A 22,488-nucleotide genomic window follows, 5' to 3' on the forward strand; every position below is an offset into this window, starting at 1 on the left:
CTTTTGAAGAGACTGCACTGCTGTGGCGGTTTTTTTCAACAGCTGTCGGTGAAAAAAACGGCAGCTGCCATTCCTGCGCAAAGGAGTTTTTTTGTATGACTCAAGGATTTCAAACAATCCCTAAAAGCAGCCGTCCTCGGGAACGACTGCTGACATATGGTGCAGAAAGCCTGTCGGATCAGGAACTTCTGGCAATCTTACTGCGTACAGGCACACCGCAGTTAAATGTAATGGAGTTAGCTGCCCAAGTTTTGTCTGAGTTTCCTTCGTTATTTGATCTGAAGCTGGCCAGCCTGGCTGAGTTGCAACGGATCAATGGTGTGGGTCAAGTCAAAGCGTTAGAACTTTTGGCCATGATTGAATTGGGCGGGCGAATCCAAAAAGCCCTACAGCCGAAACTGGGACAAGTCCGCACCAGCATGGATCTGGCTTTCACGTTGATGGAAGATATGAAAGACTACCAGCAAGAACACCTGTTGTGTCTTTATTTGAATACTAAAAACGAAATCATTAAAAAAGAGACCCTCTTCATCGGTTCCCTTAATCAATCTGTCGCTCATCCGCGAGAGATCTTTCGTGGCGCGGTTCGGGTGTCAGCGGCTCATCTGATTGCTGTCCACAATCACCCCAGTGGCAATCCCGCACCAAGTGAGAATGATCTGCAATTTACACGGCGTTTGAAAGCTTGTGGCGAGATGATGGGAATCGAATTGCTGGATCACCTCATCATCGGTCATGACAGCTATGTCAGTCTGCGGGAAGAAGGTCTTTGGGAGAAGTAAAGGTATTTTTTCTCATTTATTAACTGTTATTGTCAGACCCGAACGTTTGCGCTAGAAATCATATGGGAAAGAATACCACAGGCTTGCAAATATCTAATGAGACGTGTAGAATGAGTATGTAATTTTGTTTGCTCCATAGAAGTGCTTAACACCTGTTAACGTTATACCTCTATCGTATGCAAGGCAATGTTACACTAAATTTTATTTGTGCTGATGCACGAGAGAGGATGTATTTAACATGGAACACGGAACAGTTAAATGGTTCAACGCAGAAAAAGGCTTCGGATTTATTTCACGTGAAGACGGCAGCGACGTATTCGTTCACTTCTCAGCTATCCAAGGCGACGGCTTCAAAACTTTGGAAGAAGGCCAAGCAGTATCTTTCGACGTTGAAGATTCAGACCGCGGCCCTCAAGCAACAAACGTTACAAAAGACTAATATCTGACGAACGTACCGGGCATCCTTCGAGGGTGTCCGGTTTTTTCTTTGTTCTAAATTCCAGCAGCACCAAATTAAATGCCTGACAGAAGTGAGGTTTGCTATACTGGAAAAGAGAGGGAGTGGCAGCATGTCCGTTTTGGAAGTACAGCAGATGAGTTATAAGTCAGGAGCAAATCAGATTCTCACAGAAATCAGTTTTGCTGTTTCACAAGGGGAATATCTGGCAATCTCGGGCCCGTCAGGAGGAGGCAAGAGCACGTTATTAAAAGTGATTGCCAGCTTATTGACACCGACCAGCGGCAAGATTTTATTTAAGGATAAAGACCAGAACGAGTATCCGGTGACTGACTATCGCCGGCAGGTTTCTTATTGTTTTCAGCAGCCGACACTGTTTGGAAAGACTGTCCGCGACAATACCGAATTTCCTTTTACCATTCGCAATCAAGTTTTTTCGGAGGATAAAGTTCGTGAGCTGCTTCAATTGGTGGACTTGCCGGTGTCATTTCTGGATAAACCAATCATTGAACTTTCCGGTGGAGAACGGCAACGAGTGGCGCTGATTCGCAATCTGATGTTTTTGCCGGAGATTCTGCTTTTAGATGAGGTAACAGTAGGCCTGGATGAAGAAAGTAAAGGTATCGTCCAAGCGCTGGTGCAAAACGTGCACAAACAGGGCGTGACTATCCTGCAGGTTAGTCATGATGAAGAGGATCTGCAACAGGCAGCTCGGGTTTTGAAAATGGAAGGGGGACATTTGAAGGATGAATCAATTGGCCGTTAACGATTTGTCATTGGTATTTGCTTTTTTACTGGTTTTGATTGCTGTCGGAATTAGTTATAAGGAAAAATTGCAGCTGTCAAAAGACATTCTTTATAGTATTTTTCGAGCTGTCCTCCAACTGGTGATTGTAGGTTATGTATTGAAATATATTTTCCAGCTGGACAATCTATTTTTGACAGCTAGCATGAGCCTGTTCATCGTCTTCAATGCCGCTTGGAATGCCCACAAACGCAATCCAAACCGCCAGAAGAAATATTGGACCTCCTTGTTGGCGATTTTTGTCAGCACTTATGTCACTTTAGGCGTGTTGGTGGCCGCCGGAGCGATTAAGTTCGTTCCTTCTCAGATTATCCCTATCAGTGGCATGATTGCTTCCAATTCAATGGTAGCAATCGGGTTATGTTACCGCAATCTAGCCAGCCAGTTTCGTGATCAACGACAACCAGTATTGGAAAAATTAGCCTTGGGGGCAGATGCCAAGGCAGCTTCTTTACCTATCCTGCGAGAAAGTATCAAAACTGCCATGCAACCAACCATTGATTCTGCGAAAACAGTGGGACTGGTGAGTCTACCAGGGATGATGTCAGGATTGATTTTTGCCGGCGTTGACCCGGTTCATGCTATCAAATACCAAATCATGGTGACCTTCATGCTGTTGTCTACCACTAGTCTGGGAGCTATTATTGCGGGGTATACGGCCTATCGAAATTACTTCAACGACCGTTTGCAGCTGCTGGATATGTAATTGCTGCCTGCTCTTTTGGAACTTGACGATTTTCAGTCCAACTGTTGCCAGGTTAAAAGCCGATTGATCAGCAGGGGCTAGACTAAAAACAGGCTCTGACAGCAATTATTTCTCAGTGGAAAGTGGTGAATGCTTGCATCTTAGTCTTAGAAGGAACCTTGCCATACCCATAGAGAAAAAATGAATGACACTGACTTTTCTTGATGAAATCAAGCTTAGTCAGTGTTTGAAATGTTTAGTAATGAAAAGCCAAGGCCCTTCCACTGTTTTTAATGGAAGGGCCTTGGCTTTTGAAATCTCACGTTTGGTAATGCTCGCTTTGAGGACGGTGACAGGTTGTGATCACCGTCCTTTTCATATTCTTATTCAGGTGCCATGATCATTGAGAGAATCATTGGATGGCGCTCAGTCTTTTCAAATAGGAAAGGCTGGAGCGCATTGCTCATGGCTTCTTTCAATTTGTGCTCATTGACATCTTTTTGATTCAAAGCTTCTCGCAAGGCTCTGAACAAAAGGGTTTGGGCTTCATAAATCATGTCGCCGGATTCTCGCATATAGACAAAACCGCGAGAAAGAATATCTGGGCCAGCTAAGACTTCTTTTTTATCCAAGTCGACTGTGGCAACGGCCAAAACCAAACCTTCTTCTGATAAAATGCGACGATCTCGCAAGACCACGTTGCCGATGTCCCCAATGCCACTGCCATCGATGTACACATCGCCGCCATTGAAATGACCGGCAATTCGAGCGCTATCCGCAGTCAATGCCAACATGTCGCCATTTTCCATGATGAAGCAGTTTTCTTTTGGTACACCAGTATCTTGTGCCAAGCCGGCGTGAATTTTCAGCATCCGATATTCACCGTGGATGGGGACAAAGAATTTTGGCTTAATCAGACGCAGCATCAGTTTTTGTTCCTGTTGGCCACCGTGGCCAGAAGTATGGACATTGTTCAATTTACCGTGAATCACTTGCGCACCAGCTTCCATCAACAAGTTGATGAGATGGTTGACGCTTGTAGTATTCCCTGGAATTGGTGAGCTGGAAAAAATCACTGTATCATCCGGCTGAATCGAAATTTGCCGGTGGGTTCCGTTGGCGATTCGGCTCAAAGCAGCCATCGGTTCACCTTGGGAACCGGTACAGAGGATCATCACTTTGTTGGCAGGCAAACGGTTAATCTCGCCAGCATCGACGAAAGTTCCTTCAGGGACATTGATATACCCGAGCTTCTGGCCGTTTACGATAGCATTTTCCATACTGCGTCCAAAGACCGCAATCTTACGTCCGCAGGCAACCGCCGCATCCGCAGCTTGTTGAAGACGAAAAATATTTGAAGCAAAGCTGGCAAAGATGATCCGTCCATCAATTTTTTCAAAGATCTTTTGGATGGATTGGCCGATTACTTTTTCCGACTGGGTAAAGGTGGGAATCTCCGCGTTGGTACTGTCAGACAAGAGACACAAAACGCCTTCTTCGCCAATCTTAGCCATTCGATGCAAGTTGGCAGGTTCGCCAACTGGAGTAAAATCAAATTTGAAGTCCCCCGTGTGCACGATATTGCCAGAAGGTGTTTTGACAACCACACCCAGCGCGTCCGGAATCGAGTGGGTAGTGCGGAAAAAGCTGACTGATGTCTTACGGAAGCGCAGGACAGTGTCTTCGTTGATTTCATGTAGTTCGGCATCCCGCAAAAGACCGTGTTCGTCTAGCTTGTTGCGAATAAGGGCCATGGCAAGCGGGCCGGCATAGATTGGAATATTGACTTGCTTTAGCAAGTAAGGAACACCACCGATATGGTCTTCGTGACCATGGGTGATAACCAGTGCTTTGACTTTATTGATATTTTGTACGATGTAACTATAATCTGGGATTACATAATCAATCCCTAACAAATCGTCTTCTGGAAACATAATCCCAGCATCGATAATGATGATCTCGTCTTGGAATTGAACCCCATAACAGTTCTTCCCGATTTCACCTAAACCGCCGACGCCGAATACGCCGGTTTCATTATTTTTTAAATTGACTTTCATAGATTAAAACTCCGTCAATTTGAAGTCGGCATTTTCTTTTTCATATTCCAAGTGGTTGCCGTCCAACTCTTGAATGAATTCGATATTGTATGGGGTATTTTTTTCGACTTCTGCCCGCGCATCTACTTCGCTGTTGGCTTCAATGTAAAGGGAATGTGTTTGTTCCCGTTTTGGATTGCGGACCTTGGTTTCTTGATAATAAACTTTGTAAATCATGTGTTAGTCTCCTTTGTAATAAATGTGTGAAAACAGGGTGAAACGGTGCACGAAAAAACACGAAGGGCAACCTCCGTCGATCACTATGCTTTTTACAGACAACTTGTGAGTAAAAAGAGAAGGCCTTGTCTTTGCCTTTCCGCATGTTCGAATGATTCTTCTACCGTCCATGTATGTCACCATACGTCAATTACCAATATTCTAGCACAGAATTTTTGATAAGTATAGAAACAGACCGGCGTGTAAGGGTTTCCCACTGAAAAAAAGCCGGATGTTTGGGTTCTCTTAAAATTTTGCCTGTGATATAGTAGAAGTAATTGCGACGGGAGAGAAGGTTGCAGCGGGCAAAGGCTGGCTGTAACGATTCTTGACACAGTCCTTCAATTTTCGAGCCAGGCTGTCGACTTCGGGTTTTTGACGAGGCGGCAGCCGGCTTTCTGTCGCCCGAAATGTCATGGGAAAAGATCGCGGTGTGGTGGCCGCTCACTCTTCTTTCGTTGACTTGAAGAACTGTTTGACACTGTAGGTCACAGCGTCACGAGATACAGCGGGATTTTACGTGCCTTCCGCAACAGTTGCGATTGTTGAAACAGCTGATCGTTTCATGGTTGTGAAGGTGTGAAGTCGGGTATCTGATTTTTAAAGGCCCCACCAGCTAAGCTAGTGAGGGTATCAGAAAAGAATAGGAGGTTTTTATTTGAAATTGATGTGGCACTATACGATGCGCTACAAGAAGCTGCTGCTTTTTGATTTTATCTGCGTATTCGGCTTTATTTTGATCGAGTTGGGGCTACCAACAATCTTGGCACGCATGATTGACCAGGCCATTCCTGCTGGAAGTACCAGTGATGTGAATCGCTTGGGAATTCTGATGGCAGTGGTGGTGGTTATTGGGGTAATCATGAATATTCTTTTGGGGTATTTCACGACTCGAATCACGACCAATATCACAGCGGATATCCGAGATGATCTGTTTGCCAAAACACAAGGTTATTCACATCGAGAATACGAAACGATCGGTGTTTCTTCTTTGATCACACGAGTAACCAACGATGCCTATCAGATCATGCTTTTCATGCAGAATATTTTGCGGATGGGCTTTATGACACCAATGATGTTTGCCGTTAGTCTGTACATGATTTTTCGGACCAGCCCGTCACTGAGCTGGTATGTTCTGTTGGCTTTGCCGGCACTGCTCGTGGCAGTCGTGGCAATCGCTAAAATTTCCGATCCTTTGTCCACGCGGCAACAAAAAAATCTCGACAAAATCAATGGTATTTTGCGGGAGAATCTTTCTGGTTTGCGGGTAATCCGTGCCTTCGTTAATGAAAAATTTGAGGAAAAACGCTTTGACAAGGTCAACACCGCCTATACGGAAAGCTCAACGAGTCTCTTCAAATTGATGGCTGTGGCGCAGCCGGGTTTCACTTTTTTGTTCAATATCGTCATGGTCTTGATCATCTGGAACGGAACCAAACAGATTGATGCCGGTCAACTACAAATCGGTGATTTAATTGCTTTTATCGAGTATATTTTCCACGCCTTGTTCAGCTTTATGCTGTTTGCCTCAGTCTTTATGATGTATCCGCGGGCCGCAGTTTCTGCTCGCCGGATTCAAGAAGCCTTGGATGCGACTTCGGAAATTCATGAAAATGCCCAGCCGGTGACTGAGACCGCACAAAAGGGTTATGTGGAATTTCAAAACGTCACCTTCGCCTATCCCGGGCATGCAGAAAGTCCTGTGATTCGTAACGTGAGTTTTACAGCCAAACCTGGTGAAACCGTGGCTTTTATCGGAAGTACCGGTTCTGGTAAATCAACACTGATTCAATTGATTCCACGTTTTTACGATGTCAGTGATGGCCGTGTATTGGTAGACGGTGTGGACACTCGAGATTTCAGCTTGGCAGCTTTGCGTCAAAAAATCGGTTATATTCCGCAAAAAGCATTGCTGTTCTCCGGTACCATTGCTGAAAACCTGCGTTATGGTAAAGAGGATGCGACAGTTGCACAAATGCAGCGAGCTGCAGATATCGCACAAGCAGCCGATTTCATCGCCGAACAACCAGATGGCTTTGATGCCCGTTTGTCAGAAGGCGGCACCAACTTTTCCGGAGGCCAAAAACAACGTCTGGCTATTGCCAGGGCTATCATTCGCGAACCGGAAATCTATATCTTCGATGACAGCTTTTCGGCATTGGATTACCAAACAGATGCAAAATTGCGGGCGCGACTGAAAAAAGAAACAACTGAGTCTACTGTCCTAATCGTGGCGCAGCGGGTGGGGACCATCATGCACGCCGATAAGATTATCGTGTTGAATGAAGGGGATGTCGTAGGAATGGGCACCCATCAGGAACTCCTGAAAAGCTGCCAGATTTATTATGACATCGCTGCTTCACAACTCTCAGAGGAGGAATTAGCCCAATGAAATCATTTTCTTCTTTGAAACGTTTATTCGTCTATTTGAAACCTTATCGTCGCAATTTTGCGTTGGTCATGTTTTTTACCGTGGTAACAGTGGCTGCCAATGCGGCACTCCCTTATGTCGCCGGCTTGCCCACTACCGAAATTGCCAATAATATTGCTAACGGAGAATCCTTGAATTTCAACTATGTAATTAAATGCTTAATTGCGATTGCTGCAGTCGGGTTGACCTATTGTGCCGCGCAATTAATTGCCGGTATCTTGATGGCTGGTGTCGTGCAAAGTGCTATGTACGATCTGCGGACAGACATCGATACTAAGATCAATCGTCTGCCAGTCTCTTATTTTGACCGCAATCAACAGGGAAATATCTTGTCTCGTGTCACCAACGATGTAGATGCAGTGTCTGGGGCCATGCAGCAGACATTGACGGGGATCGTTACAGCTGTTTTAGGTATTTTGACCGCAGTTGTGATGATGTTTTACATTAACTGGAAAATGGCACTGGTAGCGATTTTAATGATTCCGGCTTCCTTTTTGATTTCTCGTGGAATCATCAAGATCTCGCAAAAATATTTCCAAAGTATGCAAAATGCGCTGGGAGATCTCAACGGTTTTGTACAAGAAAACATGACCGGCTTTGCAGTGTTAAAAGTCTATGGTCGTGAAAAGCAAACGCTGGAAAATTTCAAAAAAGTCAATTACTCCGTGAGAAATTACGGCTTTAAAGCGTCATTTATCTCAGGCTTGATGATGCCGTTGGTGTCATTGACAGCTTATATCGCCTATATTGCCATGGCTGTGATGGGTGGGCACTATGTTATCGCAGGTGTGATTGCAGTCGGGCAGTTGCAGGCTTTCATCCAATATATTTGGCAAGTCAGCCAGCCGCTGGGAAATATCACTCAGCTGTCTTCTGTTTTGCAAGCTGCTTCGGCCGCTTCACGCCGGGTTTTTGAAATTCTCGATGAACCAGAAGAAGGGGTCAACCAAGAAAATCTGCCGTTGCCGGTACCGGTGGAAGGCAATGTTACTTTTGAAAAGGTGGCCTTCAGCTATGATCCGAAAAATCCATTGATTACGGATTTGAGTTTTGAAGTCAAAGCTGGTCAAACCGTAGCAGTGGTTGGTCCGACAGGTGCTGGTAAGACGACACTAATCAATCTTTTGATGCGCTTTTATGATGTAGACGCTGGTGCTATCAAAATTGATGGGGTCGACACTAAGCTGATGACTCGTAGCGACGTTCGCTCTGTTTTTGGGATGGTCTTACAGGATGCCTGGCTGTATGAAGGCACCATCGCGGACAATATTCGTTTCGGTAAGCTGGAAGCAACCGATTATGAAGTGGTGGATGCCGCCAAAACAGCCAATGTCGATCACTTTATCCGCACGATGCCCGATGGTTATGAAATGAAAATCAATGCAGAAGGCGACAACGTTTCATTAGGTCAAAAGCAGCTGTTGACGATTGCGCGGGCAGTGATTTCCGATCCCAAAATCTTGATTTTAGACGAGGCTACCAGCTCGGTGGATACCCGTTTGGAAGCCCTGATTCAAAAAGCAATGGACAAGGTAATGGAGGGGCGGACGAGCTTTGTGATTGCCCACCGCTTGTCGACGATTCGAGACGCAGATTTGATTTTGGTAATGAATCATGGATCCATCATTGAAAAGGGGAACCATGAGACCTTGTTGGCACAAGATGGCTTTTACAGCAAACTCTATCAAAGTCAATTCGCCGAAGAGGGCGAGTACGAATAATCTTGCTCACCTAATGAGTGTCGGAAAAAGACTTCAATTGTAACCAAAAATAAACTGGGATTATGACAGCTCTTCTGTCACCGTCCTGCGAAGCACCGACTAACTATGAGCCGCAAATAAAAGACAAGTCACCTCCATTAGCAAACAGTGGAGGTGACTTGTCTTTTTGTTGTTTACGATAGCGAACGATTCACTAGTTGCCATTCAGAAAACTTTAAATAAGCGATTGATCCATTAGCTTCCTTTCATATCCAAAAAAGAATAGTCACGGACATCATAGCGATTACGGCTACGGGAATACTCGAATGGTTTGCCGTCTTGCTGATAAACGATTTGGCTGATCTCAAGAATCGGATCTTCCGGCTGCGCCTGCAAATACAGTTTGTCGTAATCACTGGGCTTATCGGCACGGATTGTTCGGTAAGCGCCACTAATGCGCAGCCCTAATTGCTGACGGATATAATGATAAATCGAGTGCTCAAGAATTTCTTTTTTCATTCCAGGTACCAGATTCAGAGGCATATAGGTATGCTCAAGAACAAAGGGCTGATCCTCCACAAGACGTAAGCGCAGGATTTTATACACCGGTTCTTCTTCTGTCAATCGCAGCTTTTCCTGGACGGTTTCATCGGGAAATTCTACGCCAAATTCAATGACTTGACTGGTGAGTTGCCGATTTCCATGGGCCATTTCCCAGCTGAGTCCTTCATATTCAGATAATGTCGAAGTATCTCTTGTGGTAAAAGGATGGTCCAGCACAGTGGTACCGACGCCTTTTTTGGAGGCAACCAGTCCTTCCATCATCAGGACTTCAACTGCTTTTTGAACGGTCATTCGGCTGACATTGAACTCTGTCACTAGCTCAGTCTGCTTCGGTAAAAAAGAACCGGCGGGGTAATCCCCACTTTTGATCCGAGTTCTAAGAGTATTTGCAATGTCTTCATATTTTGCCATATTCGCCACCTCCCATCGATTATACTCAAGTTTTCATTGAACGACAAATTAAAGACAGTCATATGCTGTATCAAGTCTATCCGTTTTATGATAATGGCTGGAGGTAGCAGATAGCTGGTTTAGACGGTTGCCTACCAATGGGTGATGTGAGAAAGATGTTCCAGGAGAACTGCTGACACAAAAAGCTGAGCAATCACGATTTCCGACCGTTGCTAACGGGTGGCGAATTGAAAAGGAATTAAAGTTCATATGACTAGACATATATTTAAAATGATTGATTTTTGTTGGAGGGTAGATTACTATTGGGAGGAAGAACAGCAGTGAGACGTGAAAGCTGCATGGCGTCTGGTTGCTGTTGGTGGACAAAGCTGAGTGACAGTTGTCCGAAAATGATTGAAGGGTAGGTTTTAAGGATGGATTATACATTTCCAAAAGACTTTTGGTGGGGATCTTCTGCCAGTGGTCCGCAAACAGAAGGGCGCTTTGCAGGAGACGGCAAAGGAGACAATATTTGGGACTATTGGTATCAACAAGAACCCGAGAAATTTTTCGACGGTGTCGGTCCAGACGTGGCATCTCAAGTATATACAAAATATCAAGAAGACATTGCATTGATGAAAGAAATCGGGCATAACTCATTTCGAACCTCGATTCAGTGGAGCCGACTGATTCCAGCTGGAACCGGTGCAGTCAATCCGGAAGCAGTCAAATTTTATAACGCGTATATCGATGAACTGATAGCCAACGACATCGAACCGTTTATAAATCTCTATCATTTCGATATGCCGATGCCGTTGCAAGAAAAAGGTGGTTGGCTGAATCGGGAAACAGTGACAGCTTATGTGTCATTTGCCAAAACTTGCTTTGAACTGTTTGGCGATCGCGTGAAAAAATGGTTCACCCATAATGAGCCTATCGTGCCGGTTGAAGGCGGCTATCTCTATCAATTTCATTATCCCAATATTATCGATATGAAAAAAGCGGTTGCTGTCGGCTATCATGAAACACTGGCAAGTGCCAAAGCTATCGCAGCTTATCACGACATGAATTTAGGCGGGGAGATTGGCATCATTTTGAATTTGACCCCCAGCTATCCCCGAGACCCGCAAAATCCCGAAGATGTGCAAGCGGCAATTATGGCCGATGCCTTCTTCAACCGTTCTTTTTTGGATCCTGCTGTCAAAGGGGAATTTCCGGCGGAACTGGTGACAGTGGTCAAAGAGCTGGGGATGCTTCCTGAGATTAAAGACGGGGATTTGGAGACAATTCGCCAAAACACCGTCGATCTTTTGGGAATCAACTATTATCAGCCGCGGCGAGTGAAGGCCAAAGAAACACCTAAAGATCCACAAGCAGCGCCGATGCCGGATGACTATTTCGACAATTATGAAATGCCTGGTCGCAAAATGAATCCTTACCGCGGCTGGGAAATCTATGAAAAAGGCATTTACGATATTTTGACCAATACACGGGAAAACTATGGCAACATTCCTTGTTTTATCTCGGAAAACGGCATGGGAGTCGAAGGGGAAGCCCGCTTCAAAAATGCTGACGGGGTGATTGAAGACGATTACCGTATTGACTTCATCAAAGACCACCTGCGTTATGTTCACCAAGCAATCGAGGAAGGCACAGACTGCCGCGGGTTCCATATGTGGACTTGCATGGACAACTGGTCATGGACAAATGCCTACAAAAATCGTTACGGCTTTATTTCTGTGGATCTGGATCACGAAGGAGCGCGCAAAATCAAAAAATCAGGGCGCTGGTTCAAGACTGTGGCTGATCAGAATGGCTTTGACGACTGAGAGAAAAGTTCAGGGTCTGGCTTTAACGGAAAAAGATTGATCGATTTTTAAATACAATAGCAAAGCTCGCTGTGTAAACGTAGCATTCGCTCCTTTTTAGAATCTCTTGTAAAAAATTGCTATAATCAAATGAGCAATAGCCGGCAGCTGACTTTGATGAGGACTACCTTTTTCCGGCAATTTTTAAGCGGGGAAAATACAAAGCAAATTCAGCTAGCAAGCGCTTGGTTCAAATGAAAAGGAGCAAAGAAGATGAAACCATTTATCGCAAGAAATGCTGTCGTCGTGGGAGATGTGACACTGGGAGAAGATGTGACGGTCTGGTATAACGCCGTGATTCGTGGAGATGCCAACAAAATCAGTATTGGCGCACGTACGAATATCCAAGACGGGACCGTTATTCATGTAGATTATGATGCGCCGACTGAGATTGCAGAAGATGTGACAGTCGGACATCAATGTATGCTCCACGGCTGTCGTATCGAAAGTGGCGCCTTGATTGGAATGAGTACGGTTGTTTTAAACCATGCTGTAATTGGGGAGAACAGCTTGATTGGTGCCGGCTCTCTTGTCACGCAAGGAACGGTTATTCCCCCCAATGTTTTGGCATTTGGTAGGCCAGCCAAAGTAATTCGACCCTTGACCCCTGAAGAATTGGCAAAAAATCGTCAAAACATTCACCATTATATCGAAATGGGAACCGCTCATCGCAACGGTGAATTTCCCTTCACAAGAATCTAAGAGCATTTTCTTAGCGTAGTTATCAAAATAGCAGGGAGACTCGTTTCTCACTTTCTTTTTTGTGGCAGGGGATTTTTTGCCGCCCGCTGCTATTGATTTTTAATGAAGTCAGCTGAGATGAAGCAGTTTTTTCTATGAAACAGAGCATAGGCAAATTTTTTTGTAATGAAAAGACGGCAATCTTCCAAAAACTAAATGGAAGATTGCCGTCTTTTGTCTGAAGCACAGGTCTAGTCATATTCGGTTCGTAGAAGGGAACATGACTGATGATACGCCTTCGTTTTTGAGTTGATTATTTGTTCAAGCTCTTGGAAGATTCCATGATTTCGTCGATCAAGCCGTAATCTTTAGCTTGTTGCGCAGTCATGTAGTTGTCTCGGTCCGTATCTTTTTCGATAACGTCCAAAGGTTGACCAGTGCGTTCTGCCAAGATAGCGTTCAAGCGTTCACGAGTTTGCAGGATGTGACGAGCTGCAATTTCGATTTCTGTTGCTTGACCTTGCGCGCCCCCTAGTGGTTGGTGAATCATGATTTCAGCGTTTGGCAAGGCAAAGCGTTTGCCTTTAGTACCAGCAGTCAACAGGAAAGAACCCATTGATGCGGCCATACCCATCACGATGGTCACAACGTCAGCTTTGACGAAGTTCATGGTGTCATAAATAGCCATACCAGCTGTTACGCTACCACCAGGTGAGTTGATGTACAAGTAGATATCTTTTTCGGAGTCTTGGGCATCCAAGAACAGCAGTTGGGCGATGATTGAGTTTGCCAAATCGTCAGTGACTTGGCCGCTCAACATAATGATACGGTCTTTCAACAGACGAGAGTAGATGTCATAAGCTCTTTCGCCGCGGGATGATTGTTCGATTACTGTAGGGATCAAATTCATAATAAGGTATCCTCCTTCAAATTATCTGCCAAAGATAGCTGTCACAAACTCTTTTTTGAAAAGCTGTGATAGCAAGGTTCGGCACGTTTCTTCACCAATAAGTGTAGCACAAAATACGAAGAGCTACTAAACATATGTGTGACGGATCACAGGCGCAAAATCAGCTGCCTGCAACCTCTGACATGTAGTATACACTTATGGTCAAAAATGGTCAAACGAAAAACTTCCTGCGGATTGTCCTTTCATTTGGCGGTTTTTGTACCTTTTATGCTACAATAAAAATAACGAATGATAAAAGTGGAAAGCAAGGAAGCTACCCGCTTTTTATCTGATGAACAGTTGATAAAGTGAGGGATTATTATGACACCGACGATGGTTACGGCACTGGCTGCTTTGGGAGGCGTACTGGTGGGGGCACTGGTGGTCACTGTCGCTTTCGATTTACGGATCCGCTACGATGAACGAAAAGAAAAGCGCCGTCGCCAATTGGACCACAAAGTTAAGGAAATTGAGACGCTGTTGGTATTGAATAAAAAAATCCAGGAAATCTTACAAAAGCGCTCAGCAACAATGGCAGAATACGTTAGTTTTGATGGATTTGATGATGCCTATATTACAGTGGATGACTATGTCTATCTGCAATCTTTTTCGGCCCAAAACAACTTCTACTTGCCCAATTACATCATTGAAGAATTTTTCAAGCAGATTGGCCAGCGAAAAGTGATTTTAACACCAGAAGAAACGGTAAATATTGGTGGCTATGCTTACAAGGGTGGTCGAGTCTTGCTGGAACATTTTTCCGATACACTGATGGAGTTGGTGGACGAACGCAAAGCCCAGTTAAAGCAGCTGTCCAATGAAGAACTGACTTATTTTTCCCATTGATTTGCAGTGATCGTCATCTTTTCTCATATGAAAGGTGGCGGTCACTTTTTCATAAACAATGAAGAACTGTCCCACAAAAGCAGTTGGAAAATGAATTGGGGTTTTCATAGCCCAGCAAGCTATCTGCAAAGTAGTAGGAAAGTGGTACAATGAGACAGATTGGAGTGAACTGTGATGACCCAAGTAGTTGCTCACCGGGGAGCGAGTGGGACCCGGCCAGAAAATACGCTGCCGGCTTTTGCCGAAGCAATTCGTGTTGAAGCAGATGTGATTGAACTGGATGTTCATCTGTCAAAAGACGGTCACCTGATTGTAATGCATGATGAAGAAGTCGACCGAACCACTGATGGCAAGGGGCTAATTAGAGAAAAAACATTGGCAGAACTGAAACGGCTGAATGCTGGGAGCTGGTTTTCGCCAACCTTCAAAGCGACAAGGATTCCGACTTTAAATGAGGTCTTGAACTTGTTGCTGATGCGCAACTATCGCGGTGCGCTGACCATCGAAATAAAAACCGACAAATTCCATTATCAAGGAATTGAAGAAAAAATCAGTGAACTGATGCAAAGCCGCCAATGGCCGTTTGAGCATTGGTACTGTAGTTTTAATCTGCTTTCTTTAGAGATGATTCATGAGCTGGAACCAGACGCGCAGCTGGATTTCATCATGGGGACTGCCGAAAACAAGCCGGCGCAAGCCTTGGAGCGTCCCTTTATTGAGGGGATTCATCCGAAGCTGGACTGGGCAGAGAGCCATGCTTCTCAGATTAAGGATTTTCCAATAGCTGTGCGGCCATGGACCGTAGATACCGAAGCAAATATCCGTAAGTGCCTTTTAATGGGCGTGACTGGGATCATTACCAATTACCCGGAACGCTGTCGTCAGGTAATTGCGGCTTATCGACAGGAGAAACGATGAAAAAAGTATTAGCAATCGTCGGACCAACGGCTGTGGGCAAAACGGCCCTCAGCATCCGGCTGGCAAAAAAGTTTAATGGAGAAATCATCAGCGGCGATTCCATGCAAGTCTATCGCGGGCTGGACATTGGCACAGCTAAGGTGACAGAAGCTGAAGCCGAGAAAATTCCACATCATTTGATTGATATCTGTGACATTCAAGAGAGCTATTCCGTCGCGGCTTTTCAAAAAATGGGTCGGGTAGCAATTGAGGACATCACGGCTCGCGGAAAGCTCCCCATCGTGGTGGGGGGCACGGGGTTGTACGTTCAAGCTCTGCTCTATGATTTCAGCTTGGGAGGCAATCAGGAGAATCAGGATCCCCTGTTGCGGCAAAAATACGAGACCTATGGAACAACTCATGGCAGTCAAGCACTGTGGGAGCTTTTGGCTCAAAGAGATCCAGCGGCGGCAGCAAAAATCCATTTCAACAATCAGCGCAAAGTGGTGCGGGCGCTGGAAGTTCTTGAACAGACTGGCCGTAGTATTACGGCGCCGGAGGTTTTGCCGGAAAAGCTGTACGATTATTTTTTGGTAGGCTTGAATACCGAGCGAGAGCTTTTGTACCAGCGAATCAATCAACGGGTAGAATTAATGTTTGCTGCAGGTCTCAAGGAAGAAGCGGAGTTGTTGCGGGAATTTGCAGAAACGCAAGCTGCTAAAGGAATTGGGTATCGGGAGTTTTTCCCTTACTTTCAAGGGGAAAGTGATCTGTCAGCCGTCAAGGAGCAGATCAAACAAGATTCCCGTCGCTATGCTAAGCGGCAGCTGACTTGGTTTAGAAATCGGATGGCACCTCATTGGGTGGATCTGGTGCAAGAGCCGGAGTCGGTTGTAAAATTGGAAGAAGAGATCAAAGATTGGTTGGGGGTGTAACATGGAAGCAAAACAGGAACGCGTAATATTAGTCGGAGTCGAGACAGAAGAAACGTGGAAGAACTTCGGTGAATCAATGTTGGAGTTAAAAGGATTGACCAAAACTGCCAAAGGGGAAGTCTGCTTCTCGTTGATTCAAAAACGACCGCAAGTCGATCGCCAGACGGTTATCGGCAAAGGTAAATTACAAGAGTTGGCGCAGCTGGTAGAGGCCCATGAGGCTGATCTGGTCATTTTCAACCACGAACTGACTCCACGACAAGGGGCGTTGATCCAAGAAATCGTAGGGGTGCCGGTAATTGACCGAGTACAGCTAATCTTGGATATTTTTGCTATGCGCGCCCGTTCAAAAGAAGGAAAACTCCAAGTAGAGCTGGCGCAGTTGGAATACTTGTTGCCCCGACTGACCGGTCAGGGGAAAAATCTTTCTCGTTTAGGTGGGGGGATTGGGACAAGAGGACCTGGTGAAACCAAGCTCGAAACTGACCGGCGCCACATTCGCACCCGTATTACCATCATCAAACGAGAGCTTAAGGAAGTGGCTGCACACCGGGAACGGACGCGTCAAAAACGGCAAGGACAAGTATTTCAGATTGGTCTGATTGGCTACACCAATGCTGGAAAATCTACTATTTTAAACATCTTGACTAGCGCAGATACTTATGAAAAAGACGAGCTGTTTGCGACGTTGGACCCGTTGACGAAGCGCTGGCGGCTACCGGAGGGCTTTGAAGTAACTGTAACCGACACCGTAGGATTTATTCAGGATCTGCCGACGCAGTTGATTGATGCTTTTCATTCCACTTTGGAAGAAAGTCGCAACATGGATTTATTGTTGCATGTGGTGGATGCTAGTTCTGAAGATCGACCGCAACAAGAAGAAACGGTCATGAATTTGATGGAGGAACTGGATTTGCAGCACATTCCATTGCTGACAATCTATAATAAAGCAGATCGAATCATCAAAGATCAATTTGTGCCGACGATGTTTCCCAATGTCTTGATTTCGGCAAAGAGTAGTCTTGGCAAACAAGAGCTGACCGACGCTATTAAGCTGCGATTGATGGAGATATTGACCCCTTATGTTGCAACAATTCCACAAACAGAAGGCGGAAAGTTGAGTCGGTTAAAACGAGAAACCTTACTTTTACGGGAAGATTATGTGGAACAAGACGAAGCCTATCACGTAAGAGGTTTTGCAGAAGACGGCAGCTGGGTACTTCGCTAGAGCACGAGTAAGCAGGATCCGTCTTTTCCTTGAGAAGAGATGGATCTTTTTTGAATCAAAAAAATCGGAGGAAGATAAACATGAGTTGGACCGCAGGATTTGCACCGGAATTAGTAGAGAAAATTGAGAAAGCAGACCGCAAGATTGCTGGTCGTTTAGAGGAGATTCGTCAAATTGCATTGTCAAATCAGGCGAAAGTGTTGGCGGCCTTCACTCACCAACAAATTTCTGAGACCCATTTTATGCCCTCTACCGGCTATGGCCATGATGACATGGGACGAGATGCACTAGAAGCAGTCTATGCTGAAGTGTTTGCTACGGAAGCGGCACTGGTGCGTCCTCAAATTGTTTCAGGAACCCACGCCATCGCCACCGCTCTTTTTGGAAGTTTGCGTCCCGAAGAAAAGCTCGTCTATATCACCGGGACTCCGTATGATACCTTGTTGGAAGTCATTGGATTAGCGGGCAATGGAATCGGAACGCTGAAGGAATGGGGGATCGAGTATGATCAAGTTGAACTTGAGGCAGATGGCAGTGTCAGCTTCGCCGGAATCAAAGAAAAGTTGACGCCAGAAGTCAAGGTAGTCGGCATTCAACGCTCCCGCGGCTACGCCAGCCGTCCTTCCTTTACCATTGCCCAAATCAAAGAAATGTGTGATTACGTGAAGAGCATCGCTCCTGATGTGACCATTTTTGTAGATAACTGTTATGGGGAGTTTGCTGAACTGTTGGAACCTACCCAAGTTGGTGCGGATCTGATGGCTGGTTCCCTGATTAAAAATCCTGGCGGTGGCATCGCCAAAACCGGCGGCTACATCGTCGGCCGCAAAGACCTGGTAGAACGCTGTGCCTATCAGCTTTCAGCTCCTGGGATTGGGATTGAAGGCGGCGCTATGCTCAATACGGTTTTTGATATGTTGCAAGGTTTCTTTTTAGCCCCTCATGTGGTTAGTCAGGCAATCAGCGGTGCGGTCTTTACGGCTGCTCTTTTGGAAGAGTACGGGATTGATTCCACCCCTCGTTGGGATGATCCAAGGACTGACTTGATTCAGCTAGTGGATTTAAAAGAACAAGCCGCGATGGTTAAATTTGCCCAGGCGATTCAAGCCTTTTCGCCGGTGGATGCCTTCGTAGCGCCAATACCCTCTTACATGCCTGGGTACGAGGATGATATCATTATGGCAGCGGGCACCTTTATTCAAGGAGCTTCCATTGAGCTTTCCGCTGATGGCCCCATCCGCGAACCTTATTCTTTATATGTCCAAGGCGGCTTGACCTATGAGCATGTCAAAATCGCTGTTTCCAATGCGGTCAATCGGGTGTATCATGGTGAGTGAGCAACAATGAGGGAAACGTTTTGAGCTTTCTTATTCGCAGGCCCAATACAACAAAAGGATGGCGACACTTATCTTGTGATCCTTTTATAAAGAGAATATAAGCAAAGAGGAAAACAAAAAGGCGGGACAGTGGCAATTGGCCTGTCACCACCCTCCGAAGCCGACAATATCAAACGCGAGACACAACGAAAAGCCAAGTCACCTCCACTAAAAAACAGTGGGAGTGACTTGGCTTTTTGTTGTTAAAAATTACAGCACAGACTGTTCTTGATTTCATCATTGATGTTATAGCCTGTCTTTTTGTTATCAAAGCTACTGGTTTTAGCTGTCAAAAGCGTGCCTTATGAATAATGTTTCAACTGACAAACAAAGCGCCGTGAGCTTATCGCCCACAGCGCTTTGTTTCCTGTTAGATGATGAGTTTAGTACAATTCGAGATACTGTTCCCGCTCCCATTCAGAAACGGTTTGTCGGAAGGAAGCCCATTCCAGACGTTTGGCTTCTTGGAAGTTGGAGAAGATATGGTCACCCAAAGCTTCTTTCATCACGACGTCAGTGCGCAGTTCTTTGATGGCGTTATGAAGAGTAGAAGGCAGATCCTGGATTTGTGCTTCTTTGCGCTCTTCTTCGTTCATGATGTAGATATTGCGGTCAACGGCTGGAGGAGGTGTCAGTTTGTTATTGATTCCATCGAGACCGGCTGCTAAGAGAACGGCCATTGCCATATATGGATTAGCAGAAGGGTCAACAGAACGCAGCTCCAATCGAGTAGACAATCCACGAGATTCAGGCACACGGATCAATGGGGAACGGTTGCGACCAGACCAGGCAACATAGACCGGTGCTTCGTAGCCAGGAACCAGACGTTTGTAGGAGTTTACCAATGGGTTACAAACCGCAGTGTAAGCCCGGGCGTGTTTCATCAAGCCTCCTAAGAAGTGGTAGGCTGTTTCTGAAAGCTGCATTTCTCCTTTAGGATCGTAGAAGGCATTCTCGCTGCCTTTGAACATAGACATGTTGCAGTGCATTCCAGAGCCGTTGATGCCAAAAAGTGGTTTCGGCATGAAGGTTGCGTGTAGACCATGTTTGCGGGCGATTGTTTTGACTACCAGCTTGAAAGTTTGGATATTGTCACAGGCTTCAACGACATTGGCGTATTTGAAGTCAATTTCGTGCTGGCCAGGGGCAACTTCATGGTGGGAAGCTTCCACTTCAAAACCGAGACTTTCTAATTCCAAAACAATGTCGCGGCGGCAATTTTCACCTAAGTCAGTCGGAGCAAAATCGAAATACCCCCCGGCATCGTTTAGATCTGTTGTAATGTTGCCATCTTCATCTAATTTGAACAAGAAGAATTCCGGCTCAGGACCCAAGTTAAAGGAAGTGAAGCCCAATGCTTCCATTTTGTGTAATTGGCGTTTCAGATTGCCGCGGGGATCGCCGGCAAATGGCGTGCCGTCTGGATTATAGATGTCACAGATCAAACGAGCAACTTTGCCGTGGTCACTTTCCCAAGGGAAGATCATCCAAGTAGAAAGGTCGGGATACAAGTACATATCAGATTCTTCAATCCGAACAAAGCCTTCAATAGAGGAGCCGTCGAACATCATTTTGTTGTCCAGGACTTTTGCTAATTGGCTGACTGGGACTTCAACGTTTTTGATCGTTCCCATGATGTCAGTGAACATCAAGCGCAAGAAGCGTACATTTTCCTCCTGTGCGATACGAGTGATATCGTCGGTAGTGTAATTTGATTTTGGCATTTGATCCCATCCTTAAGTTAGTTTTTTTATTTCCACAACAGTGACTACATCCGCGGCCCCTGTTGGTATGGATTGTTTTGATTCAAACCGCCCTGTGAGAGCAGCTCGTCATAAAAGATTCGACGCACATCATTGTCAGTCAGTGGCTTTTTCGCCTTGGCTTGCTGTTCTTGCTTTTGTTTCATTTGATAGGCATGCTTGATTCCCGCCATATTCAGACCGTCTGTCAAGTAGTCTTTAATCTCCAACAGAGTATCAATATCGTTGAGGGAATACATGCGGCGGTTGCCTTCACTGCGCTCCGGGTGGATTAAATCTTGCTCCTCGTAATAACGAATCTGGCGAGCAGATAAATCTGTCAGCTTCATCACTGTGCCAATGGGGAAGACTGAGAGGGAACGGCGTAATTCTTTTTCGCGCATGAGGGTGCTCCTTTCCTGCAAAAGGTCCAGACCAGGTCTGGCAAGTCTTAACGAAACCCTTGTTGATTCAAGCAGTTTTTTGAAGCACCAACAGTCAGGTTCGTTTAACTTGTGATAACTATACCAACCGAGAAAAAATCCGTCAATGGCATATGTCAGGTTTTCTAACATAACAATCAAAAAAATATTCTGAAATTTTAGAAATGTTGATTTGCCGGGGATTTTGTAAAAAGTAAAAGACGAACGTTTATAAACTTTTTTGAGAAAAAGTGGTTGATCTGCTTGTATAAGCCGAAAATCGATTGAAAGGAGCCCTGATTTCAATTGTTTTCCGAAATAATCTGCGCTTTTGGTAGAGTTTCACTTCTTATGAAAGTAGGCTGTTGGTCTATGTTAAAATAAATGGAGAATGTAAATAGAAGATTTTTGGATGGGGGAGTTCATTTGCAAAGAAAGATTGCGCTGCTTTCAGATGTGCACGGAACAGTGACCGCACTGCAGGCAGTTTGTGACGAATTGAAAAGAGAAGAAATTACGGATTGTTGGTATTTGGGCGATCTGTTTTTGCCAGGACCTGGCGGCAGTGAGCTGCTGGAGCTATTGGCATCTGTGGGAACTTCTATCATCTTACAGGGGAACTGGGATAGCAGCATTCGAGAAATTCTAAACGGAGAATTTGATCTCGATGACCCCACAGATATTTATTTTGGAAAATTAGTGGAGTATTTGTTAGCACAGAAAAATTCAGAAAAAATCGAGGCAATCACTGTGGCATCGTTGACGGAGACGATCACTGTCAATGGCTTGCGAATTTGCCTCGCTCACCATACGCCGACTTGTAATTATGGCCGTTTTTTGGAGCAAAGTGCTGCGTCTGAGAACTTTGATGAGGCTGTACCAACAGATTGTGACATTTATATTTATGGACACATCCATCATCAATTGCTGCGCTACACGTCTGCTGACCAAGCCGTCATTAATCCCGGCTCAATTGGGCAACCCTTCTTACGACACGCACCGCTGTGTCAGGATTTGCGGGCGCAATACGCAATCTTGACGATAACCGATGAACAAGGCTGGTCCGTGGAATTTCGCAAAACGCCTTACGATGTGGAAGCTGAGTTGGCCTTAGCGGAGCAGCGAAATTTACCTTATTTAAGAATTTATGAAGAACAACTTCACACGAGTAAGATTCGCACCCATGATGCAGCTTATCTGGCGCCAATCAATGAAGCAATGGGGTATCGCGAGCAAGTTGAAAAGCGCTTTACCAACTAGCTTGCTAAACAGAAACCCCTTACTTGAAATTCCTACCCTTGACTTTTTTTTCGCCAGCTTGTATTATCCTACTTGGGCACCCTTGAAGAGGGTACACAAACTGTGATTTCAAAGCTCCCTATTCAAACGGATAGGGAGCTTTTTAAGTTTTTTGAAAC

Annotated in this window: 20 protein-coding genes; 14 read left to right on the plus strand and 6 right to left on the minus strand. The window is 45.3% G+C overall.

The features are described from left to right. The first annotated feature begins 95 nt into the window (after window positions 1-95). The 4 genes from radC (at window position 96) to BAU14_RS06665 (ending at window position 2,750) form a co-directional block, all read left to right on the plus strand. Entirely contained in the window at window positions 96-782 is a 687-nt protein-coding gene (gene radC, locus BAU14_RS06650; protein WP_161899311.1) for a RadC family protein, read from the plus strand. Between the two features lie 238 nt (window positions 783-1,020). Beyond that, complete coding sequence (locus BAU14_RS06655; protein ID WP_161899312.1) at window positions 1,021-1,221, plus strand: cold-shock protein; 201 nt, start codon at window positions 1,021-1,023, stop codon at window positions 1,219-1,221. Between the two features lie 130 nt (window positions 1,222-1,351). Next, window positions 1,352-2,005 carry an ABC transporter ATP-binding protein gene (locus BAU14_RS06660; protein ID WP_161899313.1) on the plus strand — a complete coding sequence of 218 codons (654 nt, stop codon included), beginning with the start codon at window positions 1,352-1,354 and terminating at the stop codon, window positions 2,003-2,005. Then, complete coding sequence (locus tag BAU14_RS06665) at window positions 1,986-2,750, plus strand: ABC transporter permease (RefSeq protein ID WP_161899314.1); 765 nt, start codon at window positions 1,986-1,988, stop codon at window positions 2,748-2,750. The genes BAU14_RS06660 and BAU14_RS06665 overlap by 20 nt, the downstream gene beginning before the upstream one ends. 362 nt (window positions 2,751-3,112) lie before the next feature. Here the strand turns inward: BAU14_RS06665 and rnjA are convergent, their stop codons facing one another. Together rnjA and BAU14_RS06675 are read right to left on the minus strand one after the other, a co-directional pair. Then, entirely contained in the window at window positions 3,113-4,786 is a 1,674-nt protein-coding gene (gene rnjA / locus BAU14_RS06670) for a ribonuclease J1 (RefSeq protein WP_161899315.1), read from the minus strand. Between the two features lie 3 nt (window positions 4,787-4,789). Continuing rightward, on the minus strand, window positions 4,790-5,002 hold the full coding sequence (locus tag BAU14_RS06675) for a DNA-directed RNA polymerase subunit epsilon (protein ID WP_161899316.1): 213 nt from the start codon (window positions 5,000-5,002) through the stop codon (window positions 4,790-4,792). Between the two features lie 697 nt (window positions 5,003-5,699). Here BAU14_RS06675 and BAU14_RS06680 point away from each other — a divergent pair. Together BAU14_RS06680 and BAU14_RS06685 are read left to right on the plus strand one after the other, a co-directional pair. Next, on the plus strand, window positions 5,700-7,433 hold the full coding sequence (locus BAU14_RS06680) for an ABC transporter ATP-binding protein (RefSeq protein WP_161899317.1): 1,734 nt from the start codon (window positions 5,700-5,702) through the stop codon (window positions 7,431-7,433). Then, window positions 7,430-9,193 carry an ABC transporter ATP-binding protein gene (locus BAU14_RS06685; RefSeq protein WP_161899318.1) on the plus strand — a complete coding sequence of 588 codons (1,764 nt, stop codon included), beginning with the start codon at window positions 7,430-7,432 and terminating at the stop codon, window positions 9,191-9,193. Before BAU14_RS06680 ends, BAU14_RS06685 begins: the two co-directional genes overlap by 4 nt. A 234-nt stretch (window positions 9,194-9,427) precedes the next feature. Here the strand turns inward: BAU14_RS06685 and BAU14_RS06690 are convergent, their stop codons facing one another. After that, a complete protein-coding gene (locus BAU14_RS06690; RefSeq protein ID WP_161899319.1) occupies window positions 9,428-10,147 on the minus strand; it encodes a GntR family transcriptional regulator in 720 nt (239 codons plus the stop codon). 413 nt (window positions 10,148-10,560) lie between these two features. Here BAU14_RS06690 and BAU14_RS06695 point away from each other — a divergent pair, with 413 nt between their 5' ends. Continuing rightward, window positions 10,561-11,955, plus strand: coding sequence for a glycoside hydrolase family 1 protein (locus tag BAU14_RS06695; RefSeq protein WP_161899320.1), 1,395 nt, complete (start codon window positions 10,561-10,563; stop codon window positions 11,953-11,955). Between the two features lie 252 nt (window positions 11,956-12,207). Beyond that, on the plus strand, window positions 12,208-12,696 hold the full coding sequence (locus BAU14_RS06700) for a gamma carbonic anhydrase family protein (RefSeq protein WP_161899321.1): 489 nt from the start codon (window positions 12,208-12,210) through the stop codon (window positions 12,694-12,696). 292 nt (window positions 12,697-12,988) lie between these two features. Here the strand turns inward: BAU14_RS06700 and clpP are convergent, their stop codons facing one another. Further along, window positions 12,989-13,585: an ATP-dependent Clp endopeptidase proteolytic subunit ClpP gene (gene clpP / locus BAU14_RS06705; RefSeq protein WP_161899322.1), complete on the minus strand. Its 597-nt coding sequence runs from the start codon at window positions 13,583-13,585 to the stop codon at window positions 12,989-12,991. A 372-nt stretch (window positions 13,586-13,957) separates the two neighbouring features. On the opposite strand from clpP, the gene BAU14_RS06710 reads away from it, so the two are divergent. The 5 genes from BAU14_RS06710 (at window position 13,958) to BAU14_RS06730 (ending at window position 18,867) form a co-directional block, all read left to right on the plus strand. Then, window positions 13,958-14,470: a hypothetical protein gene (locus tag BAU14_RS06710; protein WP_161899866.1), complete on the plus strand. Its 513-nt coding sequence runs from the start codon at window positions 13,958-13,960 to the stop codon at window positions 14,468-14,470. 174 nt (window positions 14,471-14,644) lie between these two features. Next, window positions 14,645-15,388, plus strand: a complete 744-nt coding sequence (locus tag BAU14_RS06715) for a glycerophosphodiester phosphodiesterase (RefSeq protein WP_161899323.1) — start codon at window positions 14,645-14,647, stop codon at window positions 15,386-15,388. Beyond that, window positions 15,385-16,302 carry a tRNA (adenosine(37)-N6)-dimethylallyltransferase MiaA gene (gene miaA, locus BAU14_RS06720; RefSeq protein ID WP_161899324.1) on the plus strand — a complete coding sequence of 306 codons (918 nt, stop codon included), beginning with the start codon at window positions 15,385-15,387 and terminating at the stop codon, window positions 16,300-16,302. Before BAU14_RS06715 ends, miaA begins: the two co-directional genes overlap by 4 nt. A 1-nt stretch (window position 16,303) precedes the next feature. After that, window positions 16,304-17,530 carry a GTPase HflX gene (hflX, locus tag BAU14_RS06725; RefSeq protein WP_161899325.1) on the plus strand — a complete coding sequence of 409 codons (1,227 nt, stop codon included), beginning with the start codon at window positions 16,304-16,306 and terminating at the stop codon, window positions 17,528-17,530. Between the two features lie 80 nt (window positions 17,531-17,610). After that, a complete protein-coding gene (locus BAU14_RS06730) occupies window positions 17,611-18,867 on the plus strand; it encodes an aminotransferase class I/II-fold pyridoxal phosphate-dependent enzyme (RefSeq protein WP_161899326.1) in 1,257 nt (418 codons plus the stop codon). A 422-nt stretch (window positions 18,868-19,289) separates the two neighbouring features. Here BAU14_RS06730 and glnA read toward each other — a convergent pair whose 3' ends face one another. Further along, window positions 19,290-20,630 carry a type I glutamate--ammonia ligase gene (glnA, locus tag BAU14_RS06735; protein ID WP_161899327.1) on the minus strand — a complete coding sequence of 447 codons (1,341 nt, stop codon included), beginning with the start codon at window positions 20,628-20,630 and terminating at the stop codon, window positions 19,290-19,292. 44 nt (window positions 20,631-20,674) lie between these two features. Next, window positions 20,675-21,052, minus strand: coding sequence for a MerR family transcriptional regulator (locus BAU14_RS06740; protein WP_161899328.1), 378 nt, complete (start codon window positions 21,050-21,052; stop codon window positions 20,675-20,677). A 444-nt stretch (window positions 21,053-21,496) separates the two neighbouring features. Between BAU14_RS06740 and BAU14_RS06745 the strand changes: the two genes are divergently transcribed. Continuing rightward, window positions 21,497-22,330 carry a metallophosphoesterase family protein gene (locus tag BAU14_RS06745; RefSeq protein ID WP_161899329.1) on the plus strand — a complete coding sequence of 278 codons (834 nt, stop codon included), beginning with the start codon at window positions 21,497-21,499 and terminating at the stop codon, window positions 22,328-22,330. The last annotated feature ends 158 nt before the right edge of the window (window positions 22,331-22,488 follow it).

The sequence above is a fragment of the Candidatus Enterococcus leclercqii genome (assembly GCF_009933135.1).
Lineage (GTDB): Bacteria > Bacillota > Bacilli > Lactobacillales > Enterococcaceae > Enterococcus_C > Enterococcus_C leclercqii.

Bases quoted from the DNA above. Each gene is read 5' to 3' on its own strand.
- radC (WP_161899311.1), top strand. From the start codon at position 96: ATGACTCAAGGATTTCAAACAATCCCTAAAAGCAGCCGTCCTCGGGAA.
- BAU14_RS06655 (WP_161899312.1), top strand. From the start codon at position 1,021: ATGGAACACGGAACAGTTAAATGGTTCAACGCAGAAAAAGGCTTCGGA.
- BAU14_RS06660 (WP_161899313.1), top strand. From the start codon at position 1,352: ATGTCCGTTTTGGAAGTACAGCAGATGAGTTATAAGTCAGGAGCAAAT.
- BAU14_RS06665 (WP_161899314.1), top strand. From the start codon at position 1,986: ATGAATCAATTGGCCGTTAACGATTTGTCATTGGTATTTGCTTTTTTA.
- rnjA (WP_161899315.1), bottom strand. From the start codon at position 4,786: ATGAAAGTCAATTTAAAAAATAATGAAACCGGCGTATTCGGCGTCGGC.
- BAU14_RS06675 (WP_161899316.1), bottom strand. From the start codon at position 5,002: ATGATTTACAAAGTTTATTATCAAGAAACCAAGGTCCGCAATCCAAAA.
- BAU14_RS06685 (WP_161899318.1), top strand. From the start codon at position 7,430: ATGAAATCATTTTCTTCTTTGAAACGTTTATTCGTCTATTTGAAACCT.
- BAU14_RS06690 (WP_161899319.1), bottom strand. From the start codon at position 10,147: ATGGCAAAATATGAAGACATTGCAAATACTCTTAGAACTCGGATCAAA.
- BAU14_RS06695 (WP_161899320.1), top strand. From the start codon at position 10,561: ATGGATTATACATTTCCAAAAGACTTTTGGTGGGGATCTTCTGCCAGT.
- BAU14_RS06700 (WP_161899321.1), top strand. From the start codon at position 12,208: ATGAAACCATTTATCGCAAGAAATGCTGTCGTCGTGGGAGATGTGACA.
- clpP (WP_161899322.1), bottom strand. From the start codon at position 13,585: ATGAATTTGATCCCTACAGTAATCGAACAATCATCCCGCGGCGAAAGA.
- BAU14_RS06710 (WP_161899866.1), top strand. From the start codon at position 13,958: ATGGTTACGGCACTGGCTGCTTTGGGAGGCGTACTGGTGGGGGCACTG.
- BAU14_RS06715 (WP_161899323.1), top strand. From the start codon at position 14,645: ATGACCCAAGTAGTTGCTCACCGGGGAGCGAGTGGGACCCGGCCAGAA.
- miaA (WP_161899324.1), top strand. From the start codon at position 15,385: ATGAAAAAAGTATTAGCAATCGTCGGACCAACGGCTGTGGGCAAAACG.
- hflX (WP_161899325.1), top strand. From the start codon at position 16,304: ATGGAAGCAAAACAGGAACGCGTAATATTAGTCGGAGTCGAGACAGAA.
- BAU14_RS06730 (WP_161899326.1), top strand. From the start codon at position 17,611: ATGAGTTGGACCGCAGGATTTGCACCGGAATTAGTAGAGAAAATTGAG.
- glnA (WP_161899327.1), bottom strand. From the start codon at position 20,630: ATGCCAAAATCAAATTACACTACCGACGATATCACTCGTATCGCACAG.
- BAU14_RS06740 (WP_161899328.1), bottom strand. From the start codon at position 21,052: ATGCGCGAAAAAGAATTACGCCGTTCCCTCTCAGTCTTCCCCATTGGC.